An 11,485-nucleotide genomic window follows, 5' to 3' on the forward strand; every position below is an offset into this window, starting at 1 on the left:
GCCCCAGGGACCGCCCGGGTTCAGAGGGTGGGACGGCCCAGGGCGCGGAAGGTCCAGCCCGCCTTGCGCCACAGGGCGGGGTCGAGGGTGTTGCGCCCGTCCAGGATGTGCCGCGTGGCGGCGACCTCGCCCAGGGCCGCGGGGTCCAGCTCCCGGAACTCGGACCACTCGGTGAGGTGGAGCACCACATCGGCGCCCCGTACCGCGTCCCGCGCCGAGGGGGCGTAGCCGAGGGTGGGGAAGACGGCCCGCGCGTTCTCCATGCCCTTGGGGTCGTAGACCGTCACCTGGGCGCCCTGGAGGTGCAGCTGGCCGGCGACGTTGAGCGCGGGAGAGTCCCGTACGTCGTCGGAGTCGGGCTTGAAGGTGGCGCCCAGGACCGCGATGCGCTTGCCCAGCAGCGCGCCGCCGAGGGCCTCACGCGCCATCTCCACCATCTGGGCGCGGCGCCGCATGTTGATGGAGTCGACCTCGCGGAGGAAGGTGAGGGCCTCCGAGGCGCCCAGTTCGCCGGCGCGGGCCATGAAGGCGCGGATGTCCTTGGGCAGGCAGCCGCCGCCGAAGCCGATGCCGGCGCGGAGGAACTTGTGTCCGATACGGTCGTCGTGCCCGATCGCCTCGGCCAGCTTCACCACGTCGCCGCCCGCGGTCTCGCAGACCTCGGCCATGGCGTTGATGAAGGAGATCTTGGTGGCGAGGAAGGAGTTGGCCGCGGTCTTGACCAGCTCGGCCGTCGGGAAGTCCGCGACGAGGAAGGGCGTCCCCTCCGCGAGGGGCCGCGCGTAGACCTCGCGCAGCAGGCCCTCGCCGCGCGGTCCGCCGACGCCGACGACGATGCGGTCGGGGTGCAGGGTGTCCTTGACCGCGAAGCCCTCCCGCAGGAACTCCGGGTTCCAGGCCAGCTCCGCGTCCTGGCCTGCCGGGGCCAGCTCGGTGATACGGGCGGCGAGCCGCTCCGCGCTGCCGACCGGCACGGTGGACTTGCCCACCACCAGCGCCGGCCCGTGCAGGTGCGGCGCGAGGGAGTCCACGGCGCGGTCCACGTACGACATGTCGCAGCCGTACTCCCCGTGCTTCTGCGGGGTGTTGACGCACACGAAGTGGACGTCGCCGAAAGCGCCGATCTCCTCCCAGGAATCGGTGAAGCGCAGCCTGCCGGTGGAGCCGGGAACGCCCGCGACATGGGCGCGCAGCAGCTCCTCCAGTCCGGGCTCGAACATGGGCGCGTGGCCCTGTTCGAGCTTGCGCATCTTCTCGGGGACGACATCCAGACCCAGCACCTCGAAACCCAGCTCGGCCATGGCGGCCGCGTGGGTGGCGCCGAGATAGCCGAGGCCGATCACGGTGATCTTGGGCGAGGCCATGCGGGTGCTCCTTGTGACGGCAGAACGCTGCCCGCGAGCATAACGGGGGCTTCTCTGTCGTGTACCTCACGTACCCCGTGGAGGGTCACGGCCACTAAAATTGGGGTTACTTAACGGTAATTAGCAAGCCCGTCATCCGCGCACACCCCCAGCAGCCCCTTGGCATGCTCTCGAAGGAGTGAGACACCGTGGCGTCTGAATTCGACCTCTACCGGCCGTCCGAGGAGCACGAGATGCTCCGCGACTCGGTGCGCGCGCTCGCCGAGGCGAAGATCGCGCCGTACGCCGCCGAGGTGGACGAGGAGGCCCGGTTCCCCCAGGAGGCGCTCGACGCGCTGGTCTCCAACGACCTGCACGCCGTGCACGTGCCCGAGAGCTACGGCGGCGCGGGCGCCGACGCGCTGGCCACCGTCATCGTCATCGAGGAGGTCGCCCGGGTCTGCGCCTCCTCCTCCCTCATCCCGGCCGTCAACAAGCTCGGCTCCCTGCCGGTGATCCTCTCCGGCTCCGAGGAGCTGAAGAAGCGCTACCTGGCGCCGCTGGCCAAGGGCGACGCGATGTTCTCCTACTGCCTGTCGGAGCCGGACGCCGGCTCCGACGCGGGCGGCATGAAGACCAGGGCCGTACGCGACGGCGACCACTGGGTGCTCAACGGCGTCAAGCGCTGGATCACCAACGCGGGTGTCTCCGAGTACTACACGGTGATGGCCGTCACCGACCCCGGCAAGCGCACCAAGGGCATCTCCGCGTTCGTCGTCGAGAAGGGCGACGAGGGCGTCTCCTTCGGCGCGCCGGAGAAGAAGCTCGGCATCAAGGGCTCGCCCACCCGCGAGGTCTACCTGGACAACGTGCGCATCCCGGCCGACCGGATGATCGGCGCCGAGGGCACCGGCTTCGCCACCGCGATGAAGACCCTCGACCACACCCGCATCACCATCGCGGCGCAGGCCCTGGGCATCGCGCAGGGCGCCCTGGACTACGCCAAGGGCTACGTCACCGAGCGCAAGCAGTTCGGCAAGCCCATCGGGGACTTCCAGGGCGTCCAGTTCATGCTGGCCGACATGGCCATGAAGATCGAGGCGGCCCGCCAGCTCACCTACGCCGCCGCCGCCCGTTCCGAGCGCGTCTTCGAGGACGGCGACGGCGCCAAGGAGGACCTGACCTTCTTCGGCGCCGCCGCCAAGTGCTACGCCTCCGACGCCGCCATGGAGATCACCACCGACGCGGTGCAGCTGCTGGGCGGCTACGGCTACACCCGCGACTACCCCGTCGAGCGGATGATGCGCGACGCGAAGATCACCCAGATTTATGAGGGCACCAACCAGGTCCAGCGGATCGTGATGGCGAGGAACCTTCCCTAGCGGGATCTACTGAATGAGGACCGGCCCGTCCCTGCACACGGGACGGGCCGGCGCATGTGCCACGGCACAGTTCCTCCTCGGTCGCAGTGTTTGAATGGACCCTCGTTCCCGGCTGAGCAAGGAGAAGCGCTGTGCCCCTGGTGTCCGTCGTGATGCCCGTCTTCAACTCGGCGACGACTCTCGGTGCAGCGGTCCGATCGGTGCTCACGCAGACCCACAGCGACCTGGAGCTGCTGATCACCGACGACCGGTCGACCGATGGCTCCATGGACCTGCTCAGGGAGTTCGCCCGGGAGGACGAGCGTGTCCTGCCGGAATCGGCGCCTGAACGGGGTGGTGCCGGCCGGGCACGCAACCGCGCTATCGAGCGGGCCCGTGGGGACTACATCGCCTTCCTCGACAGTGACGACATGTGGCTGCCGGAGAAGACCGAGCGGCAGCTCGCGTTCGCCGCGGAAGGCAGCGCGCCGCTGACCTTCACCTCGTACTTCAAGATGTCTGCCGACCACGCGGGCGAGAGCACCGACTTCGTGCCGAACGGACGGGTGATCCACGCCAAGGAGCACGTGACCTACCGCCAGATGCTCGTCCGCGACCACATCGGTGCCCTGACCGCCATGTATGACCGCAACGTGCTGGGCACGAGGTTGATGCCCGAGATGCGCAAGCGGCAGGACTACGCGCTGTGGCTGTCGATCATGCGGGACGGCTTCGACGCCCGGGGCCTGGTCGAGCCGCTGGCGGTGTACCGAGCCCATCAGGCAGGCTCCCTGTCCTCCAACAAGCTCAGCCTCGTCCAGTACAACTGGGAGCTGTACCGCAAGCACGAGCACCTGTCGGTCCCGCAGTCGACTCGGGCCCTGGCCGGCGCCGTGTGGCAGTCACTGCGCAACTCGCGCATCTAGAACCGCCGCCGCACCCTGCGGGGCAGCCGGTCCGGAGGCCACTGTGTCGCCCAGGAAGAGGTGGTCGGCCGGCCGACGGGGCTCCCACGGACTACGCGAGAGGCCATGTCCATTCGCCCAGGGCGAGTTGGTGGCATCCGTCGGGGTGGACGGTGAGGGTGTAGGCGTCGGGCCCTGGTTGGCCGGCCTGCACCCATTGGTGGAGCAGCGGGGCTCGCTCTGCCCAAAGGTCGCGGGGGCCGTTGTGTTCGAGTCGCGCTGTGCCGTCGTCGCGGGGCGTGAGGCGGGCCCAGGAGTTCGAGTCGGGGTGGATGAGGCCGTGTACCGGCTTGTCGTCGACGACGACGGAGAACTCGATGACATCCGGGTGTGCCAGGGAGCCGAGGAAGCGCGGCATGTTCCCGTTGAGGTCGACGGGCAGTTCGATCTCCTCGCCCGTGCCGGCGGCGGTGACGGCTTCGCCTGCGTAGGCGCGCGCGGGCGCGGGGGCGGCGTGCGGGGTGGTGCGGGCGTGCATGAACGCGGCGAGGGTGGGCAGGAAGCGGCCGGTCGCGGCGCCATGGTCACCAATGGACAGGGCGATGAGTCCGTGGCCGATGTTGGCGACGATGTTTCCGCCGGCGACGACCTGGTCCCGCCAGGCTTGCGGGATGCGGCCGATGCCGAAGGTGGCGATCAGCGCACCGTACGGGGCATGGTCCGGGCACCCGGTGGTGCCGTCGCCCACGGTGAGCGTGGGTTCGTACCCGGCGTCGGACAGATGCGTGGCCGCGGCGGTGACGAGGCGGGGGTCGACCTCGCGTGTGACGACCCGGTCCGAGCCGTACCGGTGGCACAGCAGCGCGGCGTTGTAGCCGGGGCCGGTGCCGAGGTCGAGCACGGGCAGATCGTCATCGGCCGGCGCGAGGGCCTCGGCCATGAGCGCCATCATGGTCGGGTTGCTGGACGAGCTGGTGGCCGTTCCGTGACGGTCGTACTGGACGTTGAGCGAGGCTTTGGAGTAGACGGCTTCGAGGTAGCCGGGGTCACCTGCGCGGTAGGTGACGAGTTCGCCGTGCTCGCGCCTGGCGAAGCGGGGGACGAACAGCTCTCGGGGCACGGCCGCGAACGCCTCGCGCCACTGGGGGGATCGCAGCGCACCGTCGTCGGTGAGCTGCTGGACCATGCGTCGCCGCAGTTCGCCGGCCGACGTGGTGGCGGTGGTCATGGGCATTTCCCTTCGAGCAGGTCAGCGAGTGCGTGAGTGATCGGCTCGCGGAGTTCCGGGACGAAGCCCCACTGCCCGTTCGGATTCACGTCGACGAGGTACCAGCGCCCGACGTCCTGATCAACGAGGAAGTCGCATGCCGCGTAGCGCAGGTGGAGGACGTCGAGCAGGGCGTGCATGCCGGTGGCGATCGGTCCGGGCACCGGGCAGGGGCGGTAGGTGAGGCTGTCGTAGTCGGTGCGGAAGTCGATGCGGGAGGCGTCCGAACCCGCGTGGATTTCGGCCGCGAACAGTCGGTGGCCGACCGCGGTGACCCGCACCTCGTACGCCTTGGGCACCCACTGCTGGAACAGATGGGCGGTGAGGCCGACAGTGTCGGGGATCTCCTCGGCCCGTACCTGCGTTGTCCACAGGGCATGCGCGTTGCCGTCGTAGATGGTTGGTCCGCCGGGCCCGAGCGCTTTGTAGGCGGCGGCCTTGCCGGGGAGGGATGCGACGAATGCGCGCGCCTCGGCCGGATCGTTGGTGATGAGCGTTTCCGGCACCGACAGTCCGCACCGTCCGGCAGTGGCCAGGGATATGGGCTTGAGTTCGGCGTGCGCATTGCGGCTGGGGTGGTTCACCCACACGCAGTCGAGCGCGGCGAGCATGCCGCGGAACCCGGCGCGGGCCTCGGCCTGCGCCCACCGGGTGTCCTGATCGGTCATGCCGGGGTGCATGCGGAAGGGAGATGGGCGCCGGTAGTAGACGGCGCTGACCTCTCCGAGGGTGAGGTCCCGGTGCTGCCCGCGCAGCGTGCCTGCCCAGTGCCCCACGCCGGGGCCGATGCGGGCGCCCAGGGTGAGGGAGCCGGGGAAGTCCCCGGGGTCGAGTCGGCAGACGGGCACGCCTCGCTCGGTCAGCTCCGATATGTCGGACGATGCGTCGAGCGCGCGAGTCAGCACCAGGACCGTCACGGATCAATCACTCCTTGCTCGGGAGAACAGGTTCCTCAGTCGGTGTCGTTCTCGGTGGACTCGTCGAGCTGGCTGTCCTCGACCGTCTGCTGCTTGGTGGTGAGCGAGGTCCCCATCGAGGGCTCGTGGATGAAGGGAGTGCCGTCCTTGGTGACGCTGATCTGCCGGTCGGGGCAGAGCGTCAGGGCGGGCTCGTCCTTCAGGATCTCGATCACCTTGACGGGCACGGCTTTTGTGAGGCCGAAGGGGCGGATCGTCGAGGTGCCGACCCGTTGTGCGGTCGCTGTCATCCCAGGTAGCTCCTTCGTCGTTGCTTACGCTTCCGACCCGCCGGGCCGGCTCGTGCGCGGCGCGGCCCGGCGGGGCCTTGCTGCCCGCCCCGCCTGGGGGTTGGGTTGGGAGAACCTCTCGATGTAGTCGGCAGGGTGGGACATCTGGGAGCTGCTACTTGACCGTCTCGACGGCGCGCCACTGCGCGATGACGTATGGACGTCCCCAGCGCGAGCGCCCCACTGTCGAGAGGGCCTTCGCGCTGCCGGGCCGCGCGCACGAGGTGGCGGGGCGCAGGCGGGGCCGTACGGCCGTCCAGGACAAGCCACTGGGGCGACGCGATCTCATTCACCCTCTTCCGGCTTCCTCGGCAACGGCGACCATCCCTGGCTCCGGGTCGTGGACGAGGACCCCAGGTCGCAGCCGTGTGCGGCGCACCTGACCGCCGACCCGTCTTTCAGCGCGCAGTGGACCCACACCCACTTCCCCCCTGTCGTGAGCGTGTAGCCGATGTCGAAGGCCAGCTCCCGCAACAGCCACAGGTCACGGCCTGACTCCGCGAGGTGGTTCGGGGTCGTCACGCGCGGCGTCTCGTGCGACCGGTCGAAAAGCCGCACGCACAGCACCTCGCCCTCCACGGCGACGACGAGCTGACACTGAGGCTCCGCGACGTGCTTGCACACGTTGCTGAGCAGTTCTGTCACGCCCAGGCGCGCCACATGGACAGCGTCGCGGCCAGCCCCGAGAGCCCGCGCAGCTATGCCGACCTCGCGCCGCCACTCCCCGATGTCGCGACGGGCCGCCAGTAACGGCCAGGAGCGTTGGTCGTCGGTACGTGGGGGCTGAGCCGCGACGTTCATGTGGGGACCTCCAGCAGCCAAGGGCGCAGGCAGACCGCTCCCCCGACGAGGGGCTTGTGCAACAGCTGCCCAACGCGCCACCACAGGGAGCCACTTGCGGCTCCCTGTGCTGTTGCAGCAGTCTGCATCCGTCACGCAGCTATGTGCAATGCCACGAACGGATGCAATTGCACGGCCAGTTGCAGTGTCCGAGCCGGAGCGGCCAGACTTGAGGTCGTGACGACATCGAGTCCTGTAGTGCGGCGTCGACGGCTGGGCCAAGAGCTTCGCCGTCTCCGCGACGCAGTCGGCCTGAGTGGAAACGAGGTCGCTACGCGACTCAGGTGGTCAACGTCGAAACTGTCCCGCTTCGAAAAGGGGCGGATCGCTCCAACACCCGCAGACGTGAGCCGCCTACTCGACCTCTACGGAGTGGAGAAGGCGAGCCAAGAGCGGGAGAAGCTGGCGTTGCTGGTCAAGGAGGCCCGCAAGAAGGGGTGGTGGCAGCTCTACAGCGACATCCCGTACTCGACGTACATCGGGCTGGAAGCGGAAGCAGGCCAGCTCCTCACGTACGAAGCCGTGGTTCCGGGACTGCTCCAGACTCGTCGCTACGCAGAGGAGATCAACCGCGCCACTCACCCAGGTCTGTCCGAAGAGGCACTGGAACAGCGAGTCGACGTACGACTCCAGCGTCAGAAGCTGCTCACCGAGGGCGGCGAACCGCTGGAGCTTCGCGCGGTGCTCGATGAATCAGCGCTACGTCGTGTCGTTGGCGACCGAGAGGTCATGCGGGAGCAGCTGATTCGACTCCTGGAAGTCGCAGAGCTGCCAAATGTCCTGCTCCAGGTGATTCCCTTCTCTGCGGGGGCTCATCCTGGGACACTGGAAGGCCCCTTCGTTATTCTGCGGTTCCCAGACCAGGAAGACCCGGACGTGGTCTACGTCGAAGCCAACAGCGACCAGTACCCGGACGATGTCCCACGGTACGAGTCGGTGTTCGTCAACCTGAGAGCCGCTGCCGTCAGCGTCCCCGAGACGCTGGCTCTGATCCGGAACATGGTGAATGACCTATGAAGATCGACAATGGTACGGACGTGAACCTTGCCCGTGCCACGTGGCGTAAGTCTTCTTACAGCCAGGCCAACGGCAACTGCGTCGAGGTTGCAGACACCATGGGGGTGGCCATCCCCGTCCGCGACTCCAAGGACCCGTACCGCGGCGCACTGACCTTCTCTTCGGCTTCCTGGTCAGCGTTCATCACGAACCTCAAGGGCGATCAGGCACAGTCCTGAGCGTGGGCCTCGGCCCGTCCAAGCCCCGCCGATCCGTCCGCGACGAGTGATCGGCGGGGCTTGCGTCTTGCGGCCCCGCAACGCTCCACCATCCGGCAAGCAGAAGATGACCGCCCCTCCCCCAGTGGGCCACTCCCTCAGTGGGCCCCTCCCTCAATGAGCCACTGCCTCAATGGGCCACTCCCTCAGTGGCCCATGTCGCAGCAGCCGTCGCGGCGCTGTTGCCGGCTCACCTGGTGCCAGTGGTCCTGGCCGGCGTCGCGGACGCGGACCTTCGAGCCGCTGTAGGCATCGACCAGCTCATCCCGCTCGTACGGGATGCCGCCCCGCACGACCGAGACCGTGCGGACCAGGGTGTCGAAGTCCTCCAGCGGGTCGCCGTCCACCAGGACCAGGTCGGCGAGCTTGCCCTCCTCCACGGTGCCCAGCTCCTTGTCCAGCCCGAAGACCCGGGCGGGCAGGACCGTCGCCGTGCGCAGCGCCTCGTGCGGTTGGAGCCCGGCGCGGTGCAGGGCGCGCAGCGCCAGGTGGAGGTGGAGTCCGACGGGGACGAGGGGCTGGTCGGTGCCCAGTGCGACGGCTCCGCCGGCGGCGAGCACCCGGCGGTAGACGGCCGTCTCCACATCGAGAGTGGCCAGCTCGGCCTCCGTCGGCGGGGTGGCGGCCAGTTGGCGGACGGCCTGCACGTCCCAGGGCGGCATCAGCCGCGTGACCCGCTCGTCGTCGGCCAGCTCGGGGTGGGCGCCCAGCAGCGGGCTCGCGGTGAAGGGCGTGGCGACCAGGTGGAAGTCGCCGGGCTTGGTGTAGATGCCCACGACGTCCTCGTAGGCGTGCCCTGTGGCGCTGGTCGCGTGGCCGAACTCCAGCCGCTGGGTGGCCTGGAGGTGGGTCGTCAGGTCCTGGCCGACCTGCACGCCGGGGGTGCACAAGTGGCTGCCGGAGCGGACGCCGAGCTTCTCGTGGGCGAACGCGGCCGCCTCGCGCATGGTGGTCGCGGGGGCGCGCACATACGTCTTGACGAAGTCCCAGTCGAGCGCGGTGGCCCGCTCCAGCGAGCGGCGCAGGCCCTCGCCGGTGCGGTGGGCCCGGCCCATGCTGTAGGCGACGCGGGCGCCGTCCAGCAGTTCGCCGGTGGCCAGCAGCCGGGGACCGGCGAGCTTCCCGGCGGCGACGGCCTCGCGCAACCGGGCCTGTTCGTAGGCGAAGCCGCCGAAGGAGACGGCGGTGGTGATGCCGTAGGCGAGCTGGGTGACGGTCTGTCTGCCGCCGTAGGTCGTCTGCCAGGGGTGTGTGTGGGTGTCCCAGAGGCCGGGCAGCACCGTCAGCTCCGAGGCGTCCAGGCGGCGCCGGGCGCGGCGGCCGGAGCGGTGCGGGGCGATCTCGGCGATCCGCCCGTCGCGCAGCACCAGGTCCACGTCCTCGCGCACTCCTGGTCCGGTGCCGTCCCACAGGCGTCCCGCGTGCACGACGGTCTCCTCGGGCGCGGGCCGCCGCCACGACATCTCCAGGCGTACGGTGCGCGCCCGGCCGCCGTCACCGCCCTCGGCGTCGCGCAGGCGCAGCTTTCCGGCGGACAGGTACAGCAGGGTGCGCGAGTCGCCGGACCAGGAGGGGTGGTCGGCGCTCTCGTCGGACAGCCGCCGGGCCTTCCCCGCCGGGCTGCCGTCCCGCTCCACGGGCAGCACCCACAGCGCCGACTCGCTGACGGCGGCCATCCACCGCCCGTCCGGCGACCAGACGGGCCCGGACGCGTACCGGTCGGCCAGCGAGGCGTGCGGTGCCAGCGGGTGCAGCGCGTCGTCCCCCGTCTCGGCGTCCACCACGCGGATGAGGTTGTAGCCCTCGCGGAAGCGGAAGTTGAGCCGGTTGCGGTCGCACAGGGCGATGCGGCGGCCGTCCGGCGACCAGCTCGGCGGTCCGGGGATGCCGCCGCCGCCCAGCGGCTTGGCCAGGGTGCGCTCGGCGCCACCGGACAGGTCCTTGACGAGGAGGTTGCCCGCCGCGTCGAGGCAGGCCAGCCGCGTGCCGTCCGGCGAGAGCGTGCCGAAGACCCGCCCGCCGCCGGCGAGCACCTCCTCCTTGCCGGAATCCAGCTCCCTGCGGCGTACGGCGAGCAGCCCGTCGCGGTCGTCGCTGTAGAGCAGGGCCTTGCCGTCCCGGGTGAAGGAGGGGGCGCAGACGTAGCGGGTCGCCGGTGCCGTGAGGAGCCGGCGGGGGCGGCCGCGGCCGTCCGTGGGGGCCAGCCAGAGCGCGTTGAGGGCGACGAAGGCGATGTGTTTGCCGTCCGGGGAGAGCACGGGCTGCTGCACGCCGCGCACCCGGTGGCGGCCGGGCGCCTCGAAGCCGTAGTCCTTGACGCGGTAGCGGGGCCGCTCGGTGGGGAGTTCGGCGGTGAAGGGGATGCGCCCGGCCGCCTCGGGACGCCCGGGGCGCAGCAGCCGGAAGGTGCCCGAGACGGTCAGCAGCAGGGTCTCGCGGTCGGCCCAGCGGGGCGGGACCGGCGCCACATCACCCTCGACCGCCACCGGCTCGCCGTCCACGACCAGGGTGCACGACGCCCTGGGCGCGGGCGTCGTGCGCAGGTAGGCGACCTTGCCGGAGGGCGAGACGGCGGGCGTCATCAGCGAGACGCCCTTGGTGCTCTCCTCGTGCTCGGTGCGCACGTCGCCGGAGCCGTCGGCGGCGACGGAGACGAGAGTGCGGGAGTCGAGCGCGGGCCCCCTCTCGCTCTCGACGACGCTGCCGCGTACGCACAGCACGCGCGTGCCGTCCGGCGACCAGGCCGGGTCGAAGTCCTCCCAGGCACCGTCCTGGAGGGGGCCGCCCTGGCCCTTCCGCCCGGTGAGGCGCTCCAGGTGGCCGGTGCGCACGTCCAGCACCCAGATGCGGTACGGGCTGCCCTCGACCGGGTCACCGCCGCGTTCCGAGGCGAACGCGATCTTGGTGCCGTCGGGCGACCAGGCGGGGCCGCGGTCGTCCCACGGGCCGTCGGTGCGCTGGGTGAGCCCGGAGCCGTCCGGGTTCAGGGTCCAGATGTGGAAGCCGCCGTCGCGGTAGGCGCACACGGCCAGCGTGCTGCCGTCGGGCGAGAGGACCGGCCGGGTCGGCTCCAGGCCGGGTGAGCTGATCGCGCGGGCCTTGCCACCCGAACGGGGGACGGACCACAGGATGTTCTGCATCTCCGCGATCAGCCGGTCCGCGCCGGGCACGAGGGTGGCGGCGCCGTTGGTGGCGGCGGAGAAGGGCACGGTACGGGAGCGGACCGCGGCGGCTTCGCGTGCGGCGGCG

The 11,485-nt window shown here is 70.4% G+C and carries 10 protein-coding genes; 4 read left to right on the forward strand and 6 right to left on the reverse strand.

Features of this window, described 5'->3' with window-relative positions; genetic code table 11:
- Nucleotides 1-20: 20 nt before the first annotated feature.
- Complete coding sequence (locus FM076_RS12935) at nt 21-1,364, reverse strand: UDP-glucose dehydrogenase family protein (protein WP_173870448.1); 1,344 nt, start codon at nt 1,362-1,364, stop codon at nt 21-23.
- Nucleotides 1,365-1,552: 188 nt separating this feature from the next.
- On the opposite strand from FM076_RS12935, the gene FM076_RS12940 reads away from it, so the two are divergent.
- Both FM076_RS12940 and FM076_RS12945 read left to right on the forward strand, forming a co-directional pair.
- Nucleotides 1,553-2,725, forward strand: coding sequence for an acyl-CoA dehydrogenase (locus FM076_RS12940; RefSeq protein ID WP_345944983.1), 1,173 nt, complete (start codon nt 1,553-1,555; stop codon nt 2,723-2,725).
- A gap of 131 nt (nt 2,726-2,856) precedes the next feature.
- The gene (locus tag FM076_RS12945; protein ID WP_173870450.1) at nt 2,857-3,630 is read left to right on the forward strand and encodes a glycosyltransferase; all 774 of its coding nucleotides are present in this window, start codon (nt 2,857-2,859) and stop codon (nt 3,628-3,630) included.
- Between the two features lie 91 nt (nt 3,631-3,721).
- Here the strand turns inward: FM076_RS12945 and FM076_RS12950 are convergent, their stop codons facing one another.
- From FM076_RS12950 to FM076_RS12965, 4 genes are all read right to left on the reverse strand, one after another.
- Entirely contained in the window at nt 3,722-4,837 is a 1,116-nt protein-coding gene (locus tag FM076_RS12950) for a protein-L-isoaspartate(D-aspartate) O-methyltransferase (RefSeq protein WP_173870452.1), read from the reverse strand.
- A complete protein-coding gene (gene tgmB, locus FM076_RS12955; protein ID WP_173870453.1) occupies nt 4,834-5,793 on the reverse strand; it encodes an ATP-grasp ribosomal peptide maturase in 960 nt (319 codons plus the stop codon). Before tgmB ends, FM076_RS12950 begins: the two co-directional genes overlap by 4 nt.
- A gap of 35 nt (nt 5,794-5,828) precedes the next feature.
- Nucleotides 5,829-6,083 carry a putative ATP-grasp-modified RiPP gene (gene tgmA / locus FM076_RS12960; protein ID WP_173870455.1) on the reverse strand — a complete coding sequence of 85 codons (255 nt, stop codon included), beginning with the start codon at nt 6,081-6,083 and terminating at the stop codon, nt 5,829-5,831.
- 324 nt (nt 6,084-6,407) lie between these two features.
- Nucleotides 6,408-6,782, reverse strand: a complete 375-nt coding sequence (locus FM076_RS12965) for an ATP-binding protein (protein WP_173870457.1) — start codon at nt 6,780-6,782, stop codon at nt 6,408-6,410.
- Nucleotides 6,783-7,160: 378 nt separating this feature from the next.
- Here FM076_RS12965 and FM076_RS12970 point away from each other — a divergent pair, with 378 nt between their 5' ends.
- Both FM076_RS12970 and FM076_RS12975 read left to right on the forward strand, forming a co-directional pair.
- Entirely contained in the window at nt 7,161-7,979 is an 819-nt protein-coding gene (locus FM076_RS12970; RefSeq protein ID WP_173874708.1) for a Scr1 family TA system antitoxin-like transcriptional regulator, read from the forward strand.
- A complete protein-coding gene (locus FM076_RS12975; protein WP_173870459.1) occupies nt 7,976-8,197 on the forward strand; it encodes a DUF397 domain-containing protein in 222 nt (73 codons plus the stop codon). Before FM076_RS12970 ends, FM076_RS12975 begins: the two co-directional genes overlap by 4 nt.
- Before the next feature lie 185 nt (nt 8,198-8,382).
- On the opposite strand, the gene FM076_RS12980 is transcribed toward FM076_RS12975, so the two are convergent.
- Nucleotides 8,383-11,485, reverse strand: a 3,103-nt coding sequence (locus FM076_RS12980) for an amidohydrolase family protein (protein WP_173870461.1), incomplete at its 5' end; no start/stop codon positions are given.

The organism is Streptomyces albus subsp. chlorinus (genome assembly GCF_013302895.1).
Classification (GTDB): domain Bacteria; phylum Actinomycetota; class Actinomycetes; order Streptomycetales; family Streptomycetaceae; genus Streptomyces; species Streptomyces chlorinus.